This window comes from Bradyrhizobium sp. USDA 4369, from assembly GCF_054056435.1.
The window spans coordinates 7,445,774-7,469,344 of the sequence record NZ_JBSRYH010000001.1; the positions used below are offsets into that span (position 1 = coordinate 7,445,774).

The 23,571-nt window shown below is 64.5% G+C and carries 23 protein-coding genes; 7 read left to right on the top strand and 16 right to left on the bottom strand.

Features of this window, described 5'->3' with window-relative positions; translation table 11 throughout:
* The first annotated feature begins 347 nt into the window (after positions 1-347).
* Positions 348-1,772, top strand: a complete 1,425-nt coding sequence (locus tag ACVIJ6_RS33840) for an FAD/NAD(P)-binding protein (protein WP_456776267.1) — start codon at positions 348-350, stop codon at positions 1,770-1,772.
* On the opposite strand, the gene ACVIJ6_RS33845 is transcribed toward ACVIJ6_RS33840, so the two are convergent.
* The 7 genes from ACVIJ6_RS33845 to ACVIJ6_RS33875 form a co-directional block, all read right to left on the bottom strand.
* On the bottom strand, positions 1,754-2,530 hold the full coding sequence (locus ACVIJ6_RS33845) for a MetQ/NlpA family ABC transporter substrate-binding protein (RefSeq protein ID WP_456776268.1): 777 nt from the start codon (positions 2,528-2,530) through the stop codon (positions 1,754-1,756). The genes ACVIJ6_RS33840 and ACVIJ6_RS33845 overlap by 19 nt on opposite strands.
* 231 nt (positions 2,531-2,761) lie before the next feature.
* Positions 2,762-3,544, bottom strand: a complete 783-nt coding sequence (locus tag ACVIJ6_RS33850) for a class II aldolase/adducin family protein (RefSeq protein WP_456776269.1) — start codon at positions 3,542-3,544, stop codon at positions 2,762-2,764.
* Positions 3,545-3,729: 185 nt separating this feature from the next.
* Positions 3,730-4,395: a methionine ABC transporter permease gene (locus ACVIJ6_RS33855; RefSeq protein WP_456776270.1), complete on the bottom strand. Its 666-nt coding sequence runs from the start codon at positions 4,393-4,395 to the stop codon at positions 3,730-3,732.
* Complete coding sequence (locus tag ACVIJ6_RS33860; RefSeq protein WP_456776271.1) at positions 4,385-5,503, bottom strand: methionine ABC transporter ATP-binding protein; 1,119 nt, start codon at positions 5,501-5,503, stop codon at positions 4,385-4,387. The genes ACVIJ6_RS33855 and ACVIJ6_RS33860 overlap by 11 nt, the downstream gene beginning before the upstream one ends.
* 163 nt (positions 5,504-5,666) lie before the next feature.
* Positions 5,667-6,512, bottom strand: coding sequence for a CmcJ/NvfI family oxidoreductase (locus ACVIJ6_RS33865; protein ID WP_456776272.1), 846 nt, complete (start codon positions 6,510-6,512; stop codon positions 5,667-5,669).
* Between the two features lie 170 nt (positions 6,513-6,682).
* Complete coding sequence (locus ACVIJ6_RS33870; protein WP_456776273.1) at positions 6,683-7,621, bottom strand: TauD/TfdA dioxygenase family protein; 939 nt, start codon at positions 7,619-7,621, stop codon at positions 6,683-6,685.
* Positions 7,622-7,651: 30 nt separating this feature from the next.
* Complete coding sequence (locus ACVIJ6_RS33875) at positions 7,652-7,855, bottom strand: hypothetical protein (protein ID WP_012043401.1); 204 nt, start codon at positions 7,853-7,855, stop codon at positions 7,652-7,654.
* A gap of 503 nt (positions 7,856-8,358) precedes the next feature.
* Here ACVIJ6_RS33875 and ACVIJ6_RS33880 point away from each other — a divergent pair.
* Complete coding sequence (locus ACVIJ6_RS33880; protein WP_456776274.1) at positions 8,359-8,580, top strand: hypothetical protein; 222 nt, start codon at positions 8,359-8,361, stop codon at positions 8,578-8,580.
* Positions 8,581-8,591: 11 nt separating this feature from the next.
* Entirely contained in the window at positions 8,592-8,996 is a 405-nt protein-coding gene (locus ACVIJ6_RS33885; RefSeq protein WP_456776275.1) for a hypothetical protein, read from the top strand.
* Positions 8,997-9,155: 159 nt separating this feature from the next.
* Here the strand turns inward: ACVIJ6_RS33885 and ACVIJ6_RS33890 are convergent, their stop codons facing one another.
* From ACVIJ6_RS33890 to ACVIJ6_RS33910, 5 genes are all read right to left on the bottom strand, one after another.
* Positions 9,156-11,015, bottom strand: a complete 1,860-nt coding sequence (locus ACVIJ6_RS33890) for a TRAP transporter large permease (RefSeq protein ID WP_456776276.1) — start codon at positions 11,013-11,015, stop codon at positions 9,156-9,158.
* The gene (locus ACVIJ6_RS33895; protein WP_456776277.1) at positions 11,012-12,025 is read right to left on the bottom strand and encodes a TRAP transporter substrate-binding protein; all 1,014 of its coding nucleotides are present in this window, start codon (positions 12,023-12,025) and stop codon (positions 11,012-11,014) included. Before ACVIJ6_RS33895 ends, ACVIJ6_RS33890 begins: the two co-directional genes overlap by 4 nt.
* An 80-nt stretch (positions 12,026-12,105) precedes the next feature.
* On the bottom strand, positions 12,106-13,119 hold the full coding sequence (locus ACVIJ6_RS33900) for a transketolase family protein (protein WP_456776278.1): 1,014 nt from the start codon (positions 13,117-13,119) through the stop codon (positions 12,106-12,108).
* Entirely contained in the window at positions 13,119-13,967 is an 849-nt protein-coding gene (locus tag ACVIJ6_RS33905; protein ID WP_456776279.1) for a transketolase, read from the bottom strand. Before ACVIJ6_RS33905 ends, ACVIJ6_RS33900 begins: the two co-directional genes overlap by 1 nt.
* Before the next feature lie 14 nt (positions 13,968-13,981).
* On the bottom strand, positions 13,982-14,731 hold the full coding sequence (locus tag ACVIJ6_RS33910; protein ID WP_456776280.1) for an SDR family NAD(P)-dependent oxidoreductase: 750 nt from the start codon (positions 14,729-14,731) through the stop codon (positions 13,982-13,984).
* Positions 14,732-14,839: 108 nt separating this feature from the next.
* Here ACVIJ6_RS33910 and ACVIJ6_RS33915 point away from each other — a divergent pair, with 108 nt between their 5' ends.
* Together ACVIJ6_RS33915 and dinB are read left to right on the top strand one after the other, a co-directional pair.
* Positions 14,840-15,721, top strand: coding sequence for a LysR substrate-binding domain-containing protein (locus ACVIJ6_RS33915; RefSeq protein ID WP_456776281.1), 882 nt, complete (start codon positions 14,840-14,842; stop codon positions 15,719-15,721).
* Between the two features lie 125 nt (positions 15,722-15,846).
* Positions 15,847-16,950 carry a DNA polymerase IV gene (gene dinB / locus ACVIJ6_RS33920; RefSeq protein ID WP_456776282.1) on the top strand — a complete coding sequence of 368 codons (1,104 nt, stop codon included), beginning with the start codon at positions 15,847-15,849 and terminating at the stop codon, positions 16,948-16,950.
* 150 nt (positions 16,951-17,100) lie between these two features.
* Here dinB and ACVIJ6_RS33925 read toward each other — a convergent pair whose 3' ends face one another.
* Entirely contained in the window at positions 17,101-17,895 is a 795-nt protein-coding gene (locus ACVIJ6_RS33925) for an SDR family NAD(P)-dependent oxidoreductase (protein ID WP_456776283.1), read from the bottom strand.
* A 125-nt stretch (positions 17,896-18,020) separates the two neighbouring features.
* On the opposite strand from ACVIJ6_RS33925, the gene ACVIJ6_RS33930 reads away from it, so the two are divergent.
* Both ACVIJ6_RS33930 and ACVIJ6_RS33935 read left to right on the top strand, forming a co-directional pair.
* Positions 18,021-18,989 (top strand): GlxA family transcriptional regulator, encoded by a 969-nt coding sequence (locus tag ACVIJ6_RS33930; protein ID WP_456776284.1) that lies wholly within the window; start codon positions 18,021-18,023, stop codon positions 18,987-18,989.
* Between the two features lie 254 nt (positions 18,990-19,243).
* Positions 19,244-19,801 carry a MarR family winged helix-turn-helix transcriptional regulator gene (locus ACVIJ6_RS33935; RefSeq protein ID WP_456776285.1) on the top strand — a complete coding sequence of 186 codons (558 nt, stop codon included), beginning with the start codon at positions 19,244-19,246 and terminating at the stop codon, positions 19,799-19,801.
* 81 nt (positions 19,802-19,882) lie between these two features.
* On the opposite strand, the gene ACVIJ6_RS33940 is transcribed toward ACVIJ6_RS33935, so the two are convergent.
* Genes ACVIJ6_RS33940 through ACVIJ6_RS33950 form a run of 3 tightly spaced genes read right to left on the bottom strand, consistent with a single transcriptional unit; the run spans position 19,883 to position 23,543 of the window.
* Positions 19,883-21,520, bottom strand: coding sequence for an ATP-dependent acyl-CoA ligase (locus tag ACVIJ6_RS33940; protein WP_456776286.1), 1,638 nt, complete (start codon positions 21,518-21,520; stop codon positions 19,883-19,885).
* 26 nt (positions 21,521-21,546) lie between these two features.
* The gene (locus ACVIJ6_RS33945; protein ID WP_456776287.1) at positions 21,547-22,701 is read right to left on the bottom strand and encodes an ABC transporter substrate-binding protein; all 1,155 of its coding nucleotides are present in this window, start codon (positions 22,699-22,701) and stop codon (positions 21,547-21,549) included.
* Positions 22,702-22,760: 59 nt separating this feature from the next.
* The gene (locus tag ACVIJ6_RS33950; protein ID WP_456776288.1) at positions 22,761-23,543 is read right to left on the bottom strand and encodes a cyclase family protein; all 783 of its coding nucleotides are present in this window, start codon (positions 23,541-23,543) and stop codon (positions 22,761-22,763) included.
* Between the last annotated feature and the right edge of the window lie 28 nt (positions 23,544-23,571).

Consider the following 23,571-nt stretch of genomic DNA (forward strand, 5'->3'; position numbering starts at 1 on the left):
ACGACGCACGCCGGCGCATCGTCATTCAGCGCAGCGTCCCTGGCAATTTCAGAGTTGCGCGATTTTCGGCGCCTCCATTCTCGCGGCAATCGCCGATCGAGAAAATTTCAGTTGAGCGGCTCAAGCATCCGAAACCGCCAATGGCGCGAGCTCGGCTGTATAACAATTCTATCGCACCACCGCCTGCCGCGGCACAGTCTCGACAACAATCTGGATTTTCCTGGAACAATGCCGGCAGGAACAGGGCGACTGATAGAATATTCGTCTTTCCGAATCCGGCCCGTGTTTTGCGTGTTAGATTATGAACGCTACGTATCGTCGGCACACGAGAGAAAAGGCATCTTTGCATGAGCCGTTTTTCGGAACGACACGTGATCATCGTCGGTGGCGGCGCATCCGGCGTTCTGCTGGCCTATCAACTGCTGCAGCAAGTCTGTTCCGATATCCGCGTCACCCTGATCGAGAAGCGGTCGGAGGTCGGCCGCGGGCTCGCCTATCACACCGGCAATGCCGATCATCTGCTGAATGTGCGTGCTGCCAATATGAGCGCGCTGCCTGAGGATCCCGACCATTTCTGGCGCTGGCTGTCGACTCACGAGCACGGACAGCGGTTCTGTCCCGACCCGTTCTGCTTTGTGCCACGCCGGCTCTATGGCGATTACATCGCGAGCCTCATCGCCCCGTTCCTGGCCGAGGAGGATGGCGTGCGCCGTCTGACCATCATTCGCGGCGAATGTGTCGCGGTCAGCGAGGGCGCCAGCGGCGTCACCGTCAGCCTCGCCGACGGCACGCGTCAACTCGGCGACGTCGCCGTGCTCGCGACCGGCCACGATGCCGCCGTCCCGCGCTCGGCCTGGCACGCCGATCCATGGATCTCCCCTTCCGTTCCGGGCTTCGGCCAGGGTGCGACGGTGCTGATTCTGGGCACCGGCCTGACCATGGCGGACTACGTGCTGTCGCTGCTGCGCGCCGGCCATCGCGGCCCGATCGTGGCGATGTCGCGCCGCGGGCTCATGGCCAAGGGCCATCGGCGTATCGCGCCCTGCAAGATCAGCGAGGACGAGATTCCGTTCGGCGCTCCCGGCAGCACGCTGCTGCGCTGGTTTCGCCAGCGCATTGCCGCCCACGTCGCTGACGGCGGCGGCTGGCGCGGCGTCATCGATGCGATCAGGCCGTTCAGTCACCGGCTGTGGCACGAACTGCCGCAGCCGTCGAAGCGCGGCTTTCTGGAGCACGCGCGGGCGTGGTGGGACGTTCATCGGCACCGGATGGCGCCGGAGGTCGAAGCGCGTATCGCAAGCGCGATCGCCGATGGGCAGCTAAGCGTCGCCGCAGCCAAGCTCGTCAAGATCGACGGCGGCAGCGTCGCTGGACGGGCGCATTATCGCCGCCGCGGCCGCAGCGAGATCGAGACCCTGGAGGTCGGCGCCGTGATCGACTGCACGGGCATCGTGAGGGATCCCCGCGCCACCGCCAATCCGGCGGTGCGCAGCCTGTTCGATCAAGGGCTCGCGCGGTGTGATCCACTCCGGATCGGCATCGAGGTCACGGCGGATTGCGCCGTCGTCGGCGCCGATGGCACGCCCTCACAACGCCTGTTCGCAATCGGCCCGCTGACCCGCGCCGCCTTCTGGGAGATCATCGCCATCCCAGACATCCGCAGTCAGTGCGCTGCGCTTGCCAATCGATTGGTGCAAGCGCAGCCGATCGAGGTGCCGCCGCGCGATGCGCCGGCACTCGCCGCCGCGCCCGATCACCAGGTCGCGATATAGGTCCCCTTGAAGCGGGTCTCCAGGAATGCCTTGACCGGCTCAGACTGATAGGCCTCGATCAGCTGCTTGACCCAGGGCTTGTCCTTGTCTTCCTCGCGGACCGCGAGGATGTTGACCCACGGCCCTTCGGCGTTCTCGCGCGCGATCGCGTCCTTGGCTGGGTTGAGCCCTGCCTGGACCGCGTAATTGTTGTTGATCGAGACGAGATCGACGTCGGCGAGCGCGCGTGGCAGCTGCGCCGCATCGAGCTCGACGAATTTGAGCTTCTTCGGATTCTCGGTGATATCGGCCACGGTGGCTGCGACGTTGTTGGGGTCCTTCAGCTTGATCACGCCGTGCAACGCCAGGATCATCAGCCCGCGCGCGCCATTCGAGGGATCGTTGGCGATCGCGACGCGGGCGCCCTCGGGCAGCTCGCCCAAGCTCTTGTACTTCTGCGAATACACGCCCTGGGGCGATGCGATGGTGGTCGCGACCTTGACGATCTTCCAGCCGGTCTTGGCGATCTGGTTCTTCAGATAGGGCTCGTGCTGGAACGAGTTGGCCTCGAGGTCCTTCAGCGCCAACGCCTGGTTGGGAATCACGTAGTCGGTAAATTCGACGACCTTGATGTCGAGTCCGCGCTCGGCGCCGACCTTCTTCACCACGTCGAGGATCTCGGCATGCGGCCCGGCGGTGACGCCGACACGAATGGTCTCGGCCCGCACGGGCGTGAGCAGCGACACGAGGGCAGCCAGGGCAACGACAGGAAAGCGCATTCAAGTCTCCAACGAAACAAACAAGTTCCGCCGCTCACTAGCGCCGCTGTCATTTGCGTTCAATTGCAGCCGCGAACAAAGCAACGAAGACGCTATGGATCCGCGCCACCGGATCCGGATATTCTCCCGCCGCTGGCTTTCATGACCGGTTTGTTCTCGTCCCGCGCCGGAGATCATGTTCCGCGCGATCAGCCCGCATGCCGTTGTGCGCATGCGGGCTGCGCAATTCGATCAGTTGAACAGGTCCGGCTCCTGCGCCGTGATCCAGTCCCACAGCGGTTGGAAGCTGAAATAGCCGCCCTTGTGAGTGCCGACCTGCCCCGCAGTATGTTTCGCAATCTCGTGCGGGATTGGCTTGGTCGGGCCGGCCGCCTCGGCCAGCAGCTGAGTCCGCGCAGCATTGTCCATCGCGATATACCACCACGCCGCGGCTTCGATGGTCGGGCCGACCGTCAGCAGGCCGTGGTTCTGCAGGATCGCAGCCTTCCTGCTGCCGAGCGCAGCTGCGATCTTCTTCCCCTCATCGGCATCGAGCACGACGCCGGTGAACGGATCAAACAGCACGTGATCGTCGTAGAAGGCGCAGGAATCCTGGGTCAAGGGATCGAGCAGCCGGCCGAGCGCCGAGAACGCCTTCCCGTAGGTCGAATGCGTATGCGCAGCGGCAATCACCTGCGGATGGGCCGCATGAATCGCGGAATGGATAACGAAGCCGGCCTGGTTGATCGGCTTGTCGCCGATCAGGATATTACCGTCGTGATCGACGAGCTGCAGATCGGACACCTTGATCTGGCTGAAATGCGCCGACAACGGATTGATCCAGAACCGGTCGGGGAATTCCGGGTCGCGCACGGTGACGTGGCCGGCCAAACCCTGGTCGAAGCCGTAGCGGGCGAACAAGCGGAACGTCGCCGCCAGCCGCTGCTTGCGATGCAGCCGCTCCTCCGCGAAGGTCGCTGCTGGCTGACGCTCGACGAGCGCAAATTTCCGGGGTCGTTCGACGAACTCATTCATGTCGTTTCACCTCTTGCATCGAGCCCTCGCGCCATGCCGGGCGACGAGCCCACTGCCGTCATGGTAGAACGAACCTTGCGAGACAATCTTTTCAAAGATCGGGGCTCGCCGGCAATACCGGCAAGCCCTCCTCCGTCAGGCTCGGTCCAAACCATCTCCGCCGCGCCTGGACGGGGCGCCACGGCTCAGCGATGCCGCAGCCGCCGATTCAGCCGGCGCGCCAGATGATCGCCGACGGTCTGCACGGTCTGCACCAGCGCGATCAGGACGACGACCACGGCCAGCATCATCTCCGGCATGAAGCGCTGATACCCATAACGAATGCCGAGATCGCCGAGGCCGCCGCCGCCCACCGCCCCCACCATCGCCGAATAGCCGAGCAGGCTGACGATCGCGAGCGTCAGAGCCAGGACGAGGCCGGGCAGAGCTTCCGGAATGAGGACCTTGAACACGATCTGCAGCGGCGTCGCGCCGAACGAGGATGCGGTCTCGATCAGACCGCCATCGACCTCGCGAATGGCCGCCTCGACCAGCCGCGCGATGAACGGCGTGGCGGCCACGGTCAGCGGCACGATCGCCGCGCCCGATCCGATCGACGTGCCGGCAACCAGACGCGTGAACGGAATGATGGCGACGACGAGGATGATGAAAGGCGTCGAGCGAGTGGCATTCACGACGACGCCAAGGATCGCATTGACCGAAGGCGCTGCGAACAGCTCCCCCTTGCGACTCGTCGCCAGGAAGATGCCGAGCGGCAGCCCGAGCGAGGTCGCGACCAGCGCCGCGGTCGAGACCATGAACAGGCTTTCGCCAGTGGCCTGGATAATCAGATTGATGAGCTCAGGAGACATAGCCGAGGCGCTCCGCTGCGAACTGGTGCTGTGAGAGATAGGCCAGGGTCTGCCGTGCCGCCGCTTCGCCGCCGGGAACGCCCAGGATCAGCGAGCCGACATGCTGGCCGCCGATCTCGTCGATGCGCGCCGCCAACAGCGCAACGTCGACCGACAGCTCGCGCGCCAGACGCGCCACCAGGGTATCGCCCGCGTGGGAGCCGCGCACCTGAACGCGGATGACCGCCTGTCCGAGCGGCGCCGGCTGCTGCACGAGGCGGCTGGCCAGCGACACCGGCACGGCGTCGCCGAGCACTTCCGCGAGGAACGTCTGCGTGGTCGGATGCCTCGGATGGGTGAAGATGTCGGCGACATGGCCGCGCTCGACCACGCGGCCGTCGTCGATCACCACGACTTCCTTCGCGAGCTGGCGGACAACCGACATCTCGTGGGTGATGAGGATGATGGTCACGCCGAGCTCGCGGTTGATGTTCGCGAGCAGATCGAGGATCGCCCGCGTGGTCTGCGGGTCCAGCGCCGACGTCGCTTCATCCGACAACAAGACGTTCGGCCGCGTTGCCAGCGCACGCGCGATGCCGACGCGCTGCTTCTGGCCGCCGGACAGTTCCGACGGGTAGCGATCGTGCTTGTCGGCGATGTCGACGAGCTCCAGCAGTTCGGCGACGCGCGTCCTGATGTCCGCCTTCGACCAGCCGGCGACCTCCAGCGGCAGCGCGATGTTGTCGGCCGCCGTCCGCGAGGACAGCAGGTTGAAGTGCTGGAAGATCATGCCGATCGAGCGCTGCGCAAGCCGCAATGGCTGACCGCGCAGCGCCGAGATGTCGCGGCCATCGACGACGACGCGGCCCGTGGTCGGCTTCTCCAGCCCGTTGATCAGCCTGACCAGGCTCGACTTGCCGGCACCGGAGCGTCCGATCACGCCGGTGATCGCGCCGCGGGCGATCGCAAAATCGACCTCTTTGAGCGCCTCGACGGCTGGCTTGTCGCGATAGGCGCGATAGGTCTTGGACAATCGCTCGAAGCGGACCATCGGCTCGGCGACGAGACCTTCGGGCACGGCAGGCTCTGCCGGCCGGATCGGCTCGGCAATGGATGGATGAGCATTCATGGAGTGACCTTGGGCTGACCTTGGCTTGGCGTGTTGCAGCGCACGCGTTGGCGTCAACATCGCCTGCGATCCGGCTCAAGGCAATTTCAGAAAAAGCGCCCAATTTGGATGAAGCTTCTCGGGAGGATGACGGCGGTGAAATGCCATCCTTCTCGCCGCGTGTTCATTCTCGGTGGAACACGAGAGTCCGCACTTCGATGCTCTCGCGCGGCGGCGCGTCAGCCGGCGTCGTCGGGTCGACAAAAGCGGTGTGCGGCGCGAAGCGCGTGCGCCCGTCGGTTGCCGAATCATAGCATTTCAGCAGCAGCGCTTCGTCGGGCATCATCTCCGGGAAATAGAACCAGCGATGCGACGAATTATAGGTAACCGAATAGGTCTCGCCGTTGCGATTGGGATAGATCAGGTCGGAGGCGACCAGATCATCGCGCGCGACGGTCGTGCCATCGCACATCGCCAGCGGCGTGTCGCGCAACGGGCCGATGATCGGCCGCCAAAGGTTGACGACCTGCACCCGGCCGCGCAGCAGCTCCTCCGCCTCGGTGCCGAGATGTTCACGGACCCGATCGGCGCCTGATCTCTCGGTCTGATCCACATGCACACGCGTCGCCGGCTGGCGCGGCCCGCTGTTGCGGACATCGGGCGCGCCAGGGACGCGCTTGCGAATGGTGTGATCGAAGATCACGACACGGTCAGCCCGCAACGTCGCACGAATGAACGCCTCGACGGCCGGATAATAGACGTTGCGGATCTCCTTCTCATTGGTGAAGTCGCGCACGAAGGTCGGGTGACGGACCAGGGCGAAACCCTCACGGTCGAGCGAGAACGACTGCGCAATGGGACGACCATTGAACACGGCGACCTGGCGCGGCTCCGGCACGGCGGTCGATTTCGCCTCGCCCGGCGGCGGATCAAAGGCGTAGGTGCGCGGCTTGGCCGAGGTCGGCGCAAGATAATTGAGCTCGGCGAGAACGAGGGGCAGCGATTCGATCTTTCTCTCGACCAGGCTCATGGCTGTCTCCAGGCAACTTCATGCTGATGCATGCATGTTGGTTCGTGCCGTCCGCCCCGGCAACCCGCCGGCAAAAATAGCAACGAACCTGCTACCGGCCACACGGCCGGTAGCATGACACGTCGCGCAGCGCGCCGCTGTCGACTGATTTCTCCTCTGCGCCGCGCGCCCTACTCGGCCGCCTCGCTCAGACCGAGTCGCGCCCGCGGGATTTCGCCGGTCACCACCGACACACGCTCACCCCACCGCTCTTCCGGATAGTAATCCCAGACGGCGTGGTGCTGGCTTGCCCAATTGTCCCAGACCAGAAGCGAGTTGGGGCGCCACGGCACACGTGTCTGCAGCGCCAGCTGGCCCTCGATATGACGGAACAGCAGCTGCAGCAGCGCGTCGCTCTCCCGCCGTGTCAATTGCACGATGTGGGAGGTGAAGGACGCATTGACATAGAGGAACTTGCGACCCGTGCGCGGATGGCTCACCACCACCGGATGCTCGGACTGCGGATAGGTCTTGCCGGGATCGGGCTTGGCGCCATAGCCTGCGGTCCACGCCAATGAGCCGTCATGAATGGCGGTCAGGCCCTCAAGCAGCTGCTTGATCGGATCCGACAGAAATTCATAAGCCAGATACATATTGGCGAACGCCGTATCGCCGCCGAGCGGCGGTGTCTTGGTCACGCGCAGCAGCGAAACACGAATCGGGCTCGGATCGCAGGACACGTCCGGGTGCCAGCCGTCACCGGCGGTGAAGCGCGAATTCGCATCCGTCTTCCACGACAGGAATTCCGGATCGAACGGGCCATCATGGCGAAAGCGCGTGGCGGCCAGTTCGTGCCGGTGCAACGATTTGCCGAAGCGACGCGCGAAGCGCTTGTGGTCATCCTTCGAAATATCCTGATCGCGGAACACGATCGCGAGATTCTCATCGAGCGCGCGCTGGATCTCCGCGAATTGCTCGTCCGGCAGATCCTTCGAGAGATCGACGCCGCCGATCTCCGCGCCGACAGTCGGACTGAGCTGCCGCACCTCGATCGTGCGGTAAGGCTCGCGCCTTGCGCTGTTCCAGGCCTGGATGGCCAGCTTGTCGTTGAAGTCCCGGTAGAAACTCATGACATGTCTTCCTCGAAATGCGTGATGAAATCAGAAAGCCGCCCTGCGCACGCGGCCGCCACGGACGGTCAGGAGCGCGCGGGCTGCGCGCTCGGCATCGCGCGCCGAGGCGAAATGTTGCCCGTCGAGGCTGTCGAAAGCGCGCTCGGACGAGAAAAAGCTGAAGCCGCGCTCGTCAGCCGTGACGATGCCTGCGGTGCGGTTATGGACCTCGATGATATAGGCTTTGGACATGATTGATCGTTCGCCGCCTGCCTGCGGCGCTCCTGTCTGATCTGCTGATATATTGAAGGCGTTGCGTTCGGCTGCAGCGATCAGCAACAGGCCCCGGTCGCCGCAGAGAAGCAGCGTCCGGCAAGGCGCTTGCGCACCAGGCAACGGGCTGCGGTTCTGGTTCTCATTTCGGTGATCCAGGGTTGAGCGATGACGGCGCTGAATATCCGCGCCGCACGCCGTCCGGTCAATGAAATGGAACTTCAAAGATCGTGAACCAGCGCATCGTTTGTTTCAGGACCAGACATGCCAAAGCAAATTTCGCTCGCCACGTCCGCCAGCTCGGATTGCGACTAATTTGCACAGGACGATGACGCGCGTGCGCCGCACTGAGCGATGCCCGATCATGGGTCGGACTCTCTTGTGCCGATCCATAGCGATCTCCGACAGGAACCCTTCCGTCCGCCGCCGGTTGCGGTCCTAGACGAAGCGACGTCTCATCATCCCTGAGGGAGACTCACCCCATGGCAGTCCAGATCGTGATGGATCGAACAGGTGACAGCCGCTACCCGTTCGACCCGGCAAATGCGGCGCAGGTCGCGGAAGCTGAGCGGCTTTTCCGGCATCTGACCGACCGCGGCTTCACCGCCACGGCGCGCATCGCATCTGGACGATTGGAGATCATCCGTTCGTTCGACCCGGGCGTGGAAGAAAGCGTGTTCTTCCCGCGGCTCGTCGGCGGTTAGCAGTACCGATCATGTTCGCGACCATTCGATCAAAGCAGCGCGCCCTGCTGCGCCGGCTCGCGGTGCAAAACCTGTTCTGCCACCACCAGGCCCACCGCACGCCCGACGGCCGCTCGCGGCGCCTGTTGCAGCAATGGCTGACGCCACTGCAGTGGAAGCAGTTCACCGCCCGCGGATACTTCGACGTCATTGGCTCCCAGAGCGGCAGCCGCTATCGGATCTACACGGGTTCGGCGATGAATGTCTGCCTGCTCGACGACAAGGGACGCGCACGCCGGGGCCTCTGTTTCGTGCCGGTCGGCGACCTGCCAGCCGGAGACGTCATGCTGGCGCAGAAGCTCGCGCTCGAGCTATGCGAGGACAGCGCGATCATGGTCGCGAAGGAGTTCATTCCGCGCTCACCCTATTGGATCTGACCGCATCGAAGCGGGCTTCCTAGATCGTCCGCGGCTATCATGCGAGGCCCGGCCGAGCGCAGGCCCGGCGGATGAGGATCCGCCGCGACGGATCCGCTGATTGGCCCCGCGCAGGACATGCGTGGCACCAAGAGCTTTCACCCGCTGCGCCACGATACTTCAGAGGAATCCGATCGACAGCCAGGGGATGAAGGCGACCAGCAGTAGGCCCAGCACGAGCGCGCCGAGATAGGGCCAGATGCGCGTCAGTCCGGCATTGGGATCGATCTGGCCGATCGAGCACGCCGCGTAGTATCCGAGACCAAAGGGCGGCGCGAACAGTCCGATGCCCATCGCAAGGATGATCACCATCGCGTAGTGCACCTCATGCACGCCGAGCAGCTTGGCGGCCGGGAACAGCAGCGGCCCGAACAGCACCATCGCGGGGAGACCTTCGAGAATGCTGCCGAGCAGGACGAACACGGCGATGGAGATCAGGAGGAAGCCGTATTTGCCGCCAGGAACGGATGTCATCATCGCCGCCAGCGCATGCGAGAAGTTCGATTGCGTCAGCGCCCAGGCCATGGCGGTGGCCGCGCCGATGATGAAGAGGATCGCGCCCGACAAGGCCGCGGTGTGGACCAGCGCCGGGTAGAGCTTGCGCCAGTCGAAGCGGCGATAGACGAGCAGCCCGACGATGATGGCGTAGGCGATGCCGATGGTCGATACCTCGGTCGCGGTCGCCACGCCTTCCGTCACGGCGGTCCGGATCAGCACCGGCAGCAGCAGAGCGGGGATCGCGGTGATGAGCGCCGAGCGGATCATCCCCCAGGACGGCCGCGGACGAATGACGCTCTCCGGCTCGACCATGCGCCGCTTGGCAACGATTGCCAAGGCCGCCGCCAACACAAGACCAGGCAGGATGCCACCGGTGAACAGCGCCGAGATCGAGACGCCGGCCACCGAGCCGATGATGATCAGCACGATCGACGGCGGGATGGTCTCGGCCATCGCGCCGGAGGCGGCGAGCAGCGACACCAGCTCGCCATCATGGATGCCGCGCCGCTTCATGTCGGGAAACAGCACCGGCGCAACCGCGGCCATGTCGGCCGTCTTGGCACCGGAGATGCCGGAGACGAGCAGGATGGCGCCGAGCAGCACATAGGACAGCCCGCCGCGGACATGCCCGACCAGCGACACGAGGAAGCCGACCATCGCCTCGGCCATCCGGGTCATCACGATCAGGTGGCCGAGCAGGATGAACAGCGGGATCGCGAGCAGCACCAGCGAGGAGACGCCTTCGTCGATGCGGCTGGTGACGACCTCGAGCGGCGCGGTCGTGACCGTCAGCAGATAGGCAACGGTGGCGAGCCCGAAGCAGAACGCGATCGGCACGCCGGCGAGCACGGCAGCGCCAAGCAGGAGAGCGAAGAAGACGATCAGGTTCCAATTGCCGAGAGCCTTCAGCGCCGGTGCTGCGCCCCACAGTACAAGCGCGACTGTGGCCAGCAGCACCAGCGCGATCGCGAGATCGCGCGAGGCGTGGCGGGTCATGCGCAGCAGCGCGGTCGCGAGCATCAGGCCGATACCAACCGGCACGGCGCCGGCCCGCAGGCTGTCGGACAGGCCGAGCGCTGGCGTCTCGACGAAGGACTGACCGTTGGCGTAGTCGATGGCTGGATGCAGCAGGATCCCCAGGAACAATGCCGGCGCCATCAAAGCGAGACATTCCAGCACCGCGCGCAGGCGCGGGCTGACGCGGTCGACCAGGGCCGTCATCCGCATGTGCTCACCGCGGCTGAGCGCGAGCACTGCGCCGAACATAGCGAGCCAGAGAAAGGTGATCGACGCGAGCTCATCGGCCCAGGTCAGCGGCCGGTTGAAGACGAAGCGCGACGTCACGCCGGTGAACAGAATTCCGACTTCCGCGACCAGGGCGATGATCGCTGGAATCTCGATCAGCTTCGTCAGCGCCCGTTCGAGACCATCGACGACGCCGTGCTTGGTGGAGGCAGCCAGAGACACGTCGACGCTGTTCATCCGAGCTCTCCCACATTCGACTGCAGGATCGTCCAGGCCTCCTCGCCGAACTTGCCGCGCCAATCCTTGTAGAAGCTGCTCTTGCCAAGCGCGGCACGGAACGCGGTCTTGTCGACATCGACGAAGGTGAAGCCCTTCGCCGCCAGATCGGCACGCAGGCTCTGGCTCAACGCGGCAATATCGGCGCGCTCGTCGTCGGCCGATGCGTTGAACTCGCGGGCGACGATCGCCTGCAGATCGGCGGGCAGCCGCGCGAACGCAGTGCGGTTGCAGAGAATCCAATAGGCGTCCCAGACGTGGCTGGTGAGCGAGCAGTATTTCTGGACCTCGTAGAGCTTGGCGGTGGCGATGATCGGCAGCGGATTCTCCTGCCCCTCGACCACCTTGGTCTGCAGCGAAGTGTAGACCTCGTTGAAATTGATCGGCGTCGGACCTGCGCCGAGCGCCTGGAACAGGCTTGTGAGGATCGGTGCAGCCGGCACGCGGATCTTGAAGCTCTTGAGATCGTCCGGCGTCTTGATCTCACGGGTCGAGGACGTGACCTGGCGGAAGCCATTGTCCCAGGGCTTGGAGAGCGCGATCGCGCCGGTCTTCTCGATGTCCTTGCGGATGTGATCTCCGAGGCTGCCGTCCATCGCCTTCCACACCTGATCGTAAGAGGAGAAGGCGAAGCCGGTGTTGACGATGCCGGCGAGCGGCACGCGCGTGGCGAGCACGGAGCTCGCGATATTGATCGCATCGACCGCGCCGACCCGGACCTGCGAGATCAGGTCCGTATCCGAACCGAGTTGATTGGCCGGATAGAGATTGATCTCCAGGCGGCCGCCGCTGGCTTCCTTGATGCGGTCGGCGGCCTCTCGCGCCCGCTTGTTGACCGGATGCGACGGATCCTGCCCGGTCGCGAGTTTCATCGTGAACTCGGCCGCGTTCGCGTAGCGCGATATCGCGAATGTGAAAGGCAGAGCAGCAGCTGCCGTGATCAGTTTCCGACGCGTCGTCCCCTTGCGCATTGCCGTCCCTCCGATATGACATTGTTTGTTATGATCCGGCGCTGCAGCGCGCCGGTGGATCAATGAGAGCGGATGGCCCGCTATTTGAGCCAGGCCTTCACCTGCCTTGCGACCTCCGAGAGCGAGATGCCGTAGCGGTCGTGCAGCGTCGGCAGCGCGCCTGCGTCGAGAAACGCGTCCGGCAGGCCGATCTGCCGGAACGGCACATGCACGCCCGCCCGCATCAGCAGGCCGGCGACGGCCTCGCCGAGGCCGCCGATCACGGTGTGATTTTCGGCGACCACCACCAGGCGGCCCGTCCGGCCGGCCTCGCGCTGGATGGTCTCCACATCGAGCGGCTTGATGGTCGGCACGTGCAGCACGGCGACGTCGACGCGATCATCGGACAGCGCCTTGGTCGCCTCGAGCGCGCGCATGGTCATCAGGCCGGAGGAGATCATCAGCACGTCGCGGCCGTCGCGCAGCAGCTTGGCCTTGCCGAGCTCGAATGTGTAGTCGTATTCGTCGAGAATGAGCGGCACCTGGCCGCGCAGCAGCCGCATATAGACCGGGCCCTGATGCGCCGCCATGGCCGGCACGACCTGCTCGATCTCATGCGCGTCGCAGGGATCGATCACGGTCATGTTCGGCATCGCCCGCATCAGCGCGAGATCCTCGGCCGCCTGGTGGCTCGGGCCGTAGCCGGAGGTCAGGCCGGGCAGCGCGCAGACGATCTTCACATTGCGATCTTCCTCGGCGATCGTCTGATGGATGAAATCGTAGGCGCGGCGCGAGGCGAATACGGCGTAGGTGGTTGCAAACGGCATGAACCCTTCGGCGGCCAAGCCGGACGCGGCACCGAACAGGAGCTGCTCGGCCATGCCCATCTGATGATAGCGCTCGGGGAATTCCTTCGCAAAGATGTGCAGGTCAGTGTACTTGCCAAGGTCCGCGGTCATGCCGAGCACATCGGGCCGGCGGCGCGCCAGCTCGACCAGCGCGTGGCCGAACGGCGCCGGCCTGGTGCGCTGGCCCTCGGAGGCAATCGAGGCGATCATCGCCGATGTCGTCAGACGCGGCTTGCTCAGATCTGGTGCGGGCCTTGTCGATTTCATCACGGCCTCCCGGCGTCGAGCGCGGCAATCGCGAGCTGCCACTCATGCGGCTCGACGCGAATGAAGTGGTTCTTCTCGCGCTGTTCCAGGAACGGCACGCCCTTGCCCATCAGCGTGTCGGCCACGATCATGCGCGGCCTCGGCACCTCGTGGGTCTTGGCGGCGTCGAAAGCGGCGACCACAGCATCGAGGTCATTGCCGTTGACGCGCTGCACGAACCAGCCGAATGCCTGCAGCCGATCGACGAGCGGCTCGAAACCCATGACCTGCGTCGAGGGCCCGTCGGCCTGCTGATTGTTGACGTCGACGATCGCAATCAGGTTGTCGAGCTTGTAGTGGCTGGCGGACGAGATCGCCTCCCACACCGAGCCCTCGTCGAGCTCACCGTCGGAAAACAGGGTGTAGACGCGTGAGGTCGAGTTTTTGCGCTTCAAGCCGAGCCCGATGCCGACGGCGATGCTGAGCCCCAGCCCCAGCGAGCCGCCTGACATCTCCATGCCGGGCGTGTAGGACGCCATGCCGGACATCGGCAGCCGGCTGTCGTCGCTGCCATAGGTTTCAAGCTCGGCCTCGGGAACGATGCCGGCCTCGATCAGCGCGGCGTAGAGCGCGATCGCGTAATGGCCGTTGGACAGCAGGAAGCGGTCCCGCTCCTCCCAATTGGGATCTTCGGGCCGATAGCGCATTGCGTGGAAATAGGCCGTTGCCAGCACGTCGGAGATGTCGAGCGCCTGCGCGATATAACCCTGCCCCTGCACCTCGCCCATGCGCAGCGCATGGCGGCGGATGTTGTGGGCGCGCTGCGCCAAGGTCGGCGCGTTGACGAGCCGATGAGTTGCGGTATCCATTGTCTCAGACCTTGCTAGTGAATCAGCATGCCGCCATTGACGTCGATGACCGCGCCGGTGACGTAGGCGGACAGGTCAGACGCCAGGAAGGTGTAGATGCCGGCGACATCGTCGGCGGTGCCGAGGCGGTTCAGCGGAATGCCCTCGAGAATCTTGGCCTTCATCTCGTCGGTCAGCTTGCCGGCCGTGATGTCGGTGCCGATCAGGCCCGGCGTCACGCAGTTGACGCGAATGCCGTCGGTGCCGAATTCGCGCGCCATGGCCTTGGCGAGGCCGAGCACGCCGGCCTTCGCCGCGGAGTAATGCGGGCCGCCGAAAATGCCGCCGCCGCGCTGCGCCGAGACCGACGACATGCAGGCGATCGAACCCTGCTTGCGGCTGCGCATATGCGGGATCACCGCCTGCGACAGGAACAGCACGCCCTTGAGGTTGACGTCCTGGATGCGCTCCCAGTCGTCCGGCGTGATGTCGAGCAGCTTGACCGGCTGGGTGATGCCGGCATTGTTGATGAGAATGTCGATGACGCCGAACTTGGCGATGACTTGCGCGACGGCGTCATTGCAGGAGCTCTTGTCGGCGACATTACAGCCGAGTCCGAGATGCGCATCGCCGAGCGTCGCGGCCGCATCGGCCGCCGCCGCGGCGTCGATGTCGAGGATGGCGACGCGCGCCCCTTCGGCAGCGAACCTCCGCGCGGTCGCGAGCCCGATGCCGCGCCTGGACGCTGCGCCCGAGATGATCGCCGTCTTGCCGCTGAGCAGCATCCCTGGTCCTCCCAAAGTGTCGTTGTGTTGGGCTTGACCATGGCTGGCCGGAGCGGCGGCGACAAACGCGCAGTTGTCACGGATAGATGAATCTGGTTCACTTGTGGGATGCTGTCCAACGTCCCGATCTCGTCAATCAAGGCATTTGAGGCCGCTGCGCGGACGGGTTCTTTTCGCGATGCAGCGAATGAGCTTCACCTGACCCCGAGTGCGGTCAGCCACGCCATCCGCAAGCTGGAGGCGACCTTGCGCACGGTCCTGTTCGAGCGCACGGCCCGCGCGGTGCGGCTGACGCCGGCCGGCGAGAACCTGATGCGCCACGCCGGCGCCGCGTTCGATCAGTTGCGCCGCGGCCTCGAAGAGGTCGCCGCGCGTGGTCCGCAATTGGTCCGCGTCCATTCGGCGCCGAGCTTCGCGGCGCAATGGCTGACGCCGCGTCTGGCGCGGTTTCTCGCCGCCCACCCCAAGCTCGAGGTGCGGCTGGCCGCCAATACCGACTATGCCCGGTTCAAGACCGACGATTTCGACATCGACATCGTGTATGGCCAGCCGCATGCCGAAGGCGTCGAGATCGTTCCGCTGGCGGAGGAGACGGTCACGCCGCTTTGTGCGCCGGCGCTGGCAGCAACGATCAAGCAGCCCGCCGATCTGCTGGAACGGACGCTGATCCGCTCCGACATGAAGCAGGTTCAATGGCATCAATGGTTCGCGGCCAATGGTCTCGAGTCCCCCGCCCTGCATGGCATGCGCTTCGACCGCAGTTTCCTCGCGCTTGCGACCGCCGCCGAAGGTCTCGGCGTCGCGCTAGAATCCACCTTGCTGGCCGAGCGCGAGCTGGCATCGGGACGGCTCGTCGCGCCGCTAGCTGGCCGCGCGACCGACATCCGTTACGTGGGGCATCGTCTGGTCGTGCCGCGCAGCGGCTACCAACGGAGTGCCGTACGCGCCTTCGCCGACTGGATCACATCCGAGCTGCATCGAGAGCGCTGAGAAGCCCGCAGGAGTACCCCGTCTCCCTTCTGCTCATTTGGGACGGCCTGATCCCACGAGGCGTCGTCGCAAGGTGCAGGCTGGAGCCCAGCAGACTCGCATCCCGGGATTTCGTACAATGCGGCATGCCAACGTCCGATCCTGACCAGGATGCCCAGCCATCGGTGATCCGCAAGATCATCCATATCGACATGGATGCGTTCTATGCGTCCGTCGAGCAGCGGGACAATCCGGAGCTTCGCGGCAAGCCGGTGGCGGTCGGCGGTTCACGCGAGCGTGGCGTGGTGGCTGCCGCAAGCTACGAAGCCCGGAGGTTCGGCGTTCGCTCGGCGATGCCGTCGGTAACCGCGAAGCGCCAATGTCCGGACCTCATTTTTGTGAAGCCCCGCTTCGAGGTCTACAAGGCCATCAGCCTGCAGGTTCGCGCGATTTTCGCCGAGCACACGCCGCTCATCGAGCCGCTGTCGCTTGACGAAGCCTATCTCGACGTCACCCAGAACCTGCAAGGCATCCCGCTGGCGCGAGACATCGCCTTACAGATCCGCGAGAAGATCAAGAGCGAGACGGGTCTCAATGCCTCGGCCGGCATTTCCTACAACAAATTCCTGGCGAAGCTCGCCTCGGATCACCGCAAGCCCAACGGTCAATACGTCATCTCTCCGGAGATGGGCCCTGCTTTCGTGGAGACCTTGCCAGTCGGGAAATTCCACGGCATCGGCCCGGCCACAGCGGCGAAATTCAACGCGCTCGGAATCCGGACCGGACTCGACATCCGCCGCCAGTCGCTCGCTTTCCTGCAGCAGCACTTCGGCAAGTCCGGCGCGTATTATTATTGGATCTCGCGGGGAATAGACGAGCGTCCGGTCCGGGCCGACCGCATCCGGAAATCGGTCGGTGCGGAAACCACGTTCGTCGTGGACCTGACGGAACCGGAGCCCATGGTCGCGGAGTTGCGCCCGCTGATCAACAAGGTCTGGCGCCATTGCGAAAGCACCGGCAAAAGCGGGCGGACCGTGACGCTCAAGGTGAAATTCTCCGACTTCGAGATCATCACCCGCAGCCGGTCGCTGCTGTCGCCGGTGGCTGGTCACGCCGATCTGGAGCGGTTGACCATTGGGCTGCTTCAGGCCGAAATGCCGCTGCCGAAGCCGGTGCGGCTATTGGGCGTCTCACTCTCATCCCTGCAGCATCAGGACGCCGCAGAGCCCCAACTGGATTTCGGGCTGTGAGCGGCTGCTACGTTGACAGCGCCGCCGGTTGGCTAATGACGAGTTTGATTTGTCCAAATCGAGCAGCCACCCAAACTCCCGCAGATTGAACGGCTGCGGGAGCTTCGGTCCGAACGGCGCGGCGAAAACCGCCGCACCGGATAGATCGCATCAGCCGCGATAGCGCTCCGCAACCACGGCGCTCGACAGATGCGGCAGCATGGTCTGCCGCGCGGCCTCCCAGGCCTCGAACTCGGCGCCATCCGCGAGCGAAGGCACCGTGGCGAACTCACCGCGATCCAGGCCGCGCAGCGCCGCATCGACCAGATCGGCCGCCGACATCACCCATTCCTTCGGCAGATTGCTGGCCGGCAGACCTGCGATGTCCCAGAACTCGGTGCCCGTGGCGCCGGGCAGCACCACCTGCACGTGCACGCCGGTGCCGGCGAGTTCCTTGCGCAGCGACTGGCTGAAGGCCAGCACAAAGGATTTGGTGCCGCCATAAACGCCATTCAGAATCTCAGGACCGATCGCAACGATCGAGGCGATGTTGACGATGGTGCCCTGCTTGCGCGCCACGAATTGCGGGACCGCCGCGTAGGTGAGCCGCAGCGGCGCGGTGACGTTGATGGCGACCATCTTCTCCATCTCGTCCACCGAGGCGCTGGCAAGCGGCGCCGCACTGCCGAACCCGGCATTGTTGATGAGATGCGTGATGGAGGCGTCGGTCTTCAGGACGTTCTCGACCTGGCTCAGGCCGGCGCGATCGGTCAGATCGGCGACGAGCGTCCGCACCTTCACGCCGTGCTGGCTGATCAGCTTGTCGGCGAGCGCGCCGAGCCGATCCTGGTTGCGGGCGACCAGGATCAGGTCGTGGCCGCGCGCGGCGAACCGCTGGGCGTAGATCGCGCCGATCCCGGACGATGCTCCGGTGATCAGGACGGTACCTTTGGCTTGACTGGTCATGGCCGACTTCCCTCGCTAGCGTCCTGCCGAAGCGGCTGGAACGGTGATGCGAGATATCTAGCCCTGGATTTCCCCGTCTCAAATGTCATATAACCGGCAAATCAGGACACGGCGGCGGTATCATCATGCGTCACATCGGCTTCATCATGGAAGATGGCTTTCAGATCATGGCGATGGCCGCCTCGAGTGCGTTCGAATTCGCCAACATCCAGAGCGGCGAGAAGATCTATCGCGTCAGTGTCATGTCCGAGAAGGGCGGCCCGATCCGGTCGACCTTGGGCGTGCGGATCGACACTGAACCGTTGGGAGACTTTCCCGACACGCTGATGGTGGTGGGTGAATTGCGGCCGCGGCCCTCGAGCCCGGGGTTGCGCGCCTATATCGCCGAGGCTGGCCAGAAGTGCCGCCGCGTCGCAGGCGTCTGCACCGGAGCCTTCCTGCTCGCCGAAGCCGGGCTGCTCGATGGCCGCAGCGCGACGACGCATTGGGCACATGCCAGCGACCTTCAGCAGCGCTATCCCGCCGTCAGGGTCGATGACGATCGCATCTTTGTCTCCGATGGCAATGTCTGGACGTCGGCCGGCATGACCGCGGCGATCGACCTGGCGCTTGCGCTGATCGAGGAGGATCACGGCGCCGACTTGTCGCGCACCGTCGCGCGGCGCCTCGTGGTCTATCACCGCCGGCCGGGCGGCCAGTCGCAATTTTCGGCGCTGCTGGACCTGGAGCCGCGCTCCGACCGCGTGCGGCGCGCACTCACTTACGCGAAGGAAAATCTGCGCAACGCCTTGAATGTCGAGGAGCTGGCTGAGGCCGCAAGCCTGAGCCCGCGCCAGTTCAGCCGCATCTTCCGCGAAGAGACGGGACAGTCACCGGCCAAGGCGGTCGAGCGTCTCAGGCTCGAAGCTGCCAAGGCGATGCTGGAAGAAGGACGGCATTCCCTTGACGTCGTGGCACGCGACACCGGTTTCGCCGATCGCGACCGGATGCGCCGCGCCTTTCTGCGCTTTTTCGGCCAGCCACCACAGAGCCTGCGTCGAAGCCTACGCTTGATCGAGGGCGAGCCTCACGAGACGGCAGACGACATGTCCTGAATGGGCGCTGCTGCGCCAGTCAATGGCGGTGGCGAGCGCGCTCCCGACGTCATGCCGCCGACATACCGCTGCTACGTGCTGTCGCAGCTGGCACCGGATGCCAAGCTCGTGCTCGATCCCGATGCTGGCATATGCGCGAGAGGCTGCCCCAACTTCTGGTCTTTCGAAATCAGCCGCACAGGTCAACGCCATTGCTTCCGCGCTGCCCCCAATTGGCTGAGCCTTGAATTTACTTTTGGTACGAAGTAATTCAGATGGACACGAGCGGGGGCTGTCACGACGTGAAACGGGCCGAGAGGAAAGTCGATTTGGCGCTCAAGGAGGCCACGCCCGTTTCGTCCAGGACCGGCACCGATCAGGAGGCTGAGCACAGGGCACAGACACGGCTATGGCTGCGGCTTCTCGCCTGCACGACGCTGATCGAGGGAGAGTTGAGGCGTCGGTTTCGCGAGGAATTCGATTTCACCATGCCGCGCTTCGACGTGCTGGCTCAGCTCGATCGCGAACCCAGCGGACTCGTCCTGGGCGAGTTGCCCAAGCGCTTGATGGTCTCTGCCGGCAATCTCACCCCGATCGTCGACCGTCTGGTCGAGGATGGCTACATCACCCGGACGCCTTCGAACCTGGACCGGCGCGTCCAGATCATCTGCATGACGGTCGAGGGCCGCAAAGCATTCAGGCGCATGGCAAAGCGGCACGGTGCGTGGCTCGCCGAGCTGCTGGCGCAATTTCCGCCAGAACGGCTCGATGGGCTGACCTTGGAGCTTGATGATTTGAAGGGAGCCGTCAAGCAAACGACACGAAAACGATAGGTCGCCACGCGATCAGTTGGCTCGGCTGAGCTCGTTTGCGAAAAATGCAGGACGACTATCGAGCAGCAGCAGGCAAGACAATCACGGGCGCCGAACCCGAATCCCCGCCGCGTCGCGATCCCACGTATCGGCGGTCACACCGGCCTCGCGCAACACGCCCTTCTTGATTTTGCCGTTCTCCGTCAGCGGCATCTGCGCAACAATGCGCACATAGCGCGGCACCGCGAAATAGGCGATCATCACCTCGCAATGCCTGACGACGTCGACAGGCTCCAAGGTCTGCCCGGGCTCGAGCAGAACGGCGACGGCGACCTCATCCTCCCCCAGCTCCGATGGCAACGGATAGACGGCGCAGGCCGCCACGGCAGGATGTACCTGAATCGCCTGCTCGACTTCCCAGGACGATACGTTCTCCCCGCGCCGGCGGATCGAGTCCTTCATCCGATCGATGAAGCGAAAATGTCCGCTCGGCTCACGGACAACGCGGTCGCCGGAATGAAACCACAGGTTCCGCCATGCTTCGACGGTCTTCTCGGCCATGCCGTAATATCCGCTGGCAAAAGCGAATGGCTCATTGGCGCGCAGAACGAGTTCGCCAGCCTCGCCGTCAGGCAGTTCCGTATCGTCCTCATCGACGATCCGGGCTTCGATCCCATCCGCAAGATAGCCCATCGTCCCCGGACGATCGGCTGGAATCGTTCCCGCAAATACGAAGTTCGTTTCCGTAGACCCGTACCCGTCGAGCAAGGGAACGCCGAACCGCTCGAGGAAGGATTGATGCACCTGCGCCGGCACACCGCCGCCAAGCGCGACGCGCAGGCCGTGCGTGGCCTCCTCCTCCCGCTTCGGCTGCGCCAGCAGCATCGAGGCCATGGCGCCGAGCAGATAGCCCACGGTTGCCTGGTGTCGTCGCGCCGCCGCCCAATAACCTGAGGCGGAGAATTTCGGCTCCAGGACGTAGGTACATCCGTTCAGCATCGCCTGATAAAACGCGTTCAACGCGTTGGTGTGAAAGAGCGGCAGCGTCGTGAACAGCACGTCGCCCTCGCGGATGCCGAGCGCCCGCGCCGAATAGATGCCCCACCAGAACATTTGGGCCTGCGGGCAGCAAACTCCCTTCGAAGGCCCGGTCGTGCCGGAGGTGTAGAGGATGGCGACCGTGTCGGCCGGGCGTACCGCGCCGGCGCATGCACCGGCGCCGAGCGGCGGCAGCGGGATCGCTGACAGCCCGGTCTCCACGGCAGATCCGATCGTCCAGATCGACGGCGGCAGTTGAACATCAGGCTCGATCGTCTCGATCGCCGCGAGATACGGAGCTTCGACGACCAAGAGCGTGGGGCGCGAGTTGCGAAACACGTGATGCAGTTGAAGACCTCGCAGCGCCGTATTGATCGGCACGACGATCGCGCCAAGCCAGGCGCAGCCGAGATAGACCCGAAGAAACTCCGGCCGGTTCGAGCACATCAAAGCGACGCGATCGCCCGGCTTGAGTCCGGCCTCGATCAGCGTCTGTGCGGATGCGGCGGCAATCTCGACCGTGTCCGCATAGGTCCAGCTTACCTCCCCGGACACGAATAATACCCGTTCGCCATGATGTTCCGCCTGCCGTTGCAGAATCGCCGGAAGCACCCTTTCGGACGACGAGAATCGCGCGACCGCGCGCGCCCAGCTCGGCAAGGCGCCGCTGTCCTCGACGGGATCACATGCGTCTGTCCGCACCTACCACTCCGCTCAAGCGCCGACCATCATGGCAGCAATTTGTAGTGACCGTCTTCGATTTGAACCATGATGCGCGCGCGCTCATCGACACCATGCCGATCGGCCGGCGTGAAGGTGTAGACGCCCTGGGTCCCGACGACATCCTTGGTGGTGAACAGCGCCTGACGGAGCGCGGAGCGGAATTCCGGAGATCCGGGCTTGGCCCCCGTCGCCAACGCACGCTTCGCCGCGTCGGCGAACACCAGCCAGCCGTCGAACGAATAGGATGAGAATGAATCAGTCGGCGCTTCGCCATTGGCCTTCGCGAAGGCCGCGCGGAAGGCCAAGGCGACCTCTCGAATGGGATTGTCTGCCGCAAGCTGCTCGGCAGCGGTGACCGGTCCGGTCGGACAGATGATGCCGTTCGCCGCCTTGCCCGCCAGCCGCAGAAAATCAGCGCTGATCAGTCCGTGATTGCCGTAGAGCGGCCCCTTGTAGCCGCGCTCGGACAAGCCAATCACCGGCAACGCACCAGGGGTCCCCGTCCCGCCCAGCATGATGGCATCCGGCCGTGCGGCGAGCGCGCGCAACAACTGCGCTGTGACGGACGAATCCGAGCGCGCGTAGCGCTCATTGGCCACGACCTTGATATCGGCCGCCTTCGCGCTGACGGACAATGAATCGTACATGAGGTCGCCGAACGCGTCGGAGAAACCGATGAAAGCGACGCTCTTCAGCCCGCGCGACTTCATATGATCAACGATGCCTTGCACCAGCAATGGCGTCGGCTGCGGCGTCTGAACGACCCACGGCCCGCCATCGCCGGGCGGCACCGGCGCGATCGGCGACACCGCGATCATGGGCACCTTCATCTCGATCGCGGCCGTCGCCATCGCCAGCGTCTGCGGAGCTCCTGAGGTCCCGATCAGGATGTCGACCTTTTCCTGCTCGGCAAGCTTGCGGGTATTGCGCGTCGAGGACGTCGGGTCGGAGCCATCGTCGAGCTGAATGACGCGGACCTTCTCACCACCGATCTCTCCGACATAGGCCTGGCCGGCCGCGATCCCCTTGGCGTTCGGTATCCCGATCGATGACACCGGCCCGCTGAGGCCGGTGACGAAGCCGACAAGGATGTCCGCCTGCGCGACCTGTGAAAGGCCGAGCAGCAAGGCAAAAGAAGTCAACCAGCTCTTGATTAGCATGCGGCACCTGTTCCGGCGGTTTGCAATATTGTGATCACATCAAGTATTCGCAGCCGGCTTCAGCTCGACGACACTAGCGCGATCACGCGCAACGGACTGCCTGATCCGTTCTGAATCTTCAGCGGAGACGCGATGATGACGGCTCCCTTGGCAGGAAGCAGGTCGAGATTGCAGAGACACTGCAGGCCATAGCGGCCGGCCCCATGCAGGAAATGATGTGCTGGATATGGCGGATCGAAATGGCCAGCCTGGCCGGCGTCCGTGCCGATGGTTTCGGTGCCGAAGCCGATGATGCCGCGCTCCTCGACCAGCCACTTCATCACTTCCGGGTTCGGGCCCGGCGTATGTGCGCCGTCATCGCGCAGATTTGCGTAGTCACGCCAGCCCTTCTTCGACCAGTCCGTCCGCAGCAGAACCCAGTTGCGCTCGGCAATCCGCCCATGCTGGGCTTCCCAGGCCTCGACCACGGGGATGGTCAGGAGGAAATCAGGATCCTGCTTTGCTTGAACCGAGCAGTCGATGACGCAGGCCGGAGCCAGCATGTCCTTCGGAGGCATTGTATCGACCGCATTGTTCGGCAGATCCTTGCCGGTGAACCAATGGATCGGCGCGTCGAAATGAGTTCCGGTGTGCTCGCAGAACGACACGTTGTTCCAGTACCAGGCCGGGCCGCGGGCATCGTAGCGCGACAGCTCCTGGATCCGAACCGGCGCCGCCGGGCTGAATTCCGGAGGCAGCACGATGACCGGAAAATCCGGACTGAGCGTGAATGTCAAATCGACGACGCGGACTGCGCCGGAAGAGATCGCGCCTGCTAGCTCCAGAAGGTTCGAGCTGTGCATGGTCATGGTTCCCGGCTTGGTTCAGATT

Bases quoted from the DNA above. Each gene is read 5' to 3' on its own strand.
- ACVIJ6_RS33840 (WP_456776267.1), top strand. From the start codon at position 348: ATGAGCCGTTTTTCGGAACGACACGTGATCATCGTCGGTGGCGGCGCA.
- ACVIJ6_RS33845 (WP_456776268.1), bottom strand. From the start codon at position 2,530: ATGCGCTTTCCTGTCGTTGCCCTGGCTGCCCTCGTGTCGCTGCTCACG.
- ACVIJ6_RS33850 (WP_456776269.1), bottom strand. From the start codon at position 3,544: ATGAATGAGTTCGTCGAACGACCCCGGAAATTTGCGCTCGTCGAGCGT.
- ACVIJ6_RS33855 (WP_456776270.1), bottom strand. From the start codon at position 4,395: ATGTCTCCTGAGCTCATCAATCTGATTATCCAGGCCACTGGCGAAAGC.
- ACVIJ6_RS33860 (WP_456776271.1), bottom strand. From the start codon at position 5,503: ATGAATGCTCATCCATCCATTGCCGAGCCGATCCGGCCGGCAGAGCCT.
- ACVIJ6_RS33865 (WP_456776272.1), bottom strand. From the start codon at position 6,512: ATGAGCCTGGTCGAGAGAAAGATCGAATCGCTGCCCCTCGTTCTCGCC.
- ACVIJ6_RS33870 (WP_456776273.1), bottom strand. From the start codon at position 7,621: ATGAGTTTCTACCGGGACTTCAACGACAAGCTGGCCATCCAGGCCTGG.
- ACVIJ6_RS33875 (WP_012043401.1), bottom strand. From the start codon at position 7,855: ATGTCCAAAGCCTATATCATCGAGGTCCATAACCGCACCGCAGGCATC.
- ACVIJ6_RS33880 (WP_456776274.1), top strand. From the start codon at position 8,359: ATGGCAGTCCAGATCGTGATGGATCGAACAGGTGACAGCCGCTACCCG.
- ACVIJ6_RS33885 (WP_456776275.1), top strand. From the start codon at position 8,592: ATGTTCGCGACCATTCGATCAAAGCAGCGCGCCCTGCTGCGCCGGCTC.
- ACVIJ6_RS33890 (WP_456776276.1), bottom strand. From the start codon at position 11,015: ATGAACAGCGTCGACGTGTCTCTGGCTGCCTCCACCAAGCACGGCGTC.
- ACVIJ6_RS33895 (WP_456776277.1), bottom strand. From the start codon at position 12,025: ATGCGCAAGGGGACGACGCGTCGGAAACTGATCACGGCAGCTGCTGCT.
- ACVIJ6_RS33900 (WP_456776278.1), bottom strand. From the start codon at position 13,119: ATGAAATCGACAAGGCCCGCACCAGATCTGAGCAAGCCGCGTCTGACG.
- ACVIJ6_RS33905 (WP_456776279.1), bottom strand. From the start codon at position 13,967: ATGGATACCGCAACTCATCGGCTCGTCAACGCGCCGACCTTGGCGCAG.
- ACVIJ6_RS33910 (WP_456776280.1), bottom strand. From the start codon at position 14,731: ATGCTGCTCAGCGGCAAGACGGCGATCATCTCGGGCGCAGCGTCCAGG.
- ACVIJ6_RS33915 (WP_456776281.1), top strand. From the start codon at position 14,840: ATGCTGTCCAACGTCCCGATCTCGTCAATCAAGGCATTTGAGGCCGCT.
- dinB (WP_456776282.1), top strand. From the start codon at position 15,847: ATGCCAACGTCCGATCCTGACCAGGATGCCCAGCCATCGGTGATCCGC.
- ACVIJ6_RS33925 (WP_456776283.1), bottom strand. From the start codon at position 17,895: ATGACCAGTCAAGCCAAAGGTACCGTCCTGATCACCGGAGCATCGTCC.
- ACVIJ6_RS33930 (WP_456776284.1), top strand. From the start codon at position 18,021: ATGCGTCACATCGGCTTCATCATGGAAGATGGCTTTCAGATCATGGCG.
- ACVIJ6_RS33935 (WP_456776285.1), top strand. From the start codon at position 19,244: ATGGACACGAGCGGGGGCTGTCACGACGTGAAACGGGCCGAGAGGAAA.
- ACVIJ6_RS33945 (WP_456776287.1), bottom strand. From the start codon at position 22,701: ATGCTAATCAAGAGCTGGTTGACTTCTTTTGCCTTGCTGCTCGGCCTT.
- ACVIJ6_RS33950 (WP_456776288.1), bottom strand. From the start codon at position 23,543: ATGCACAGCTCGAACCTTCTGGAGCTAGCAGGCGCGATCTCTTCCGGC.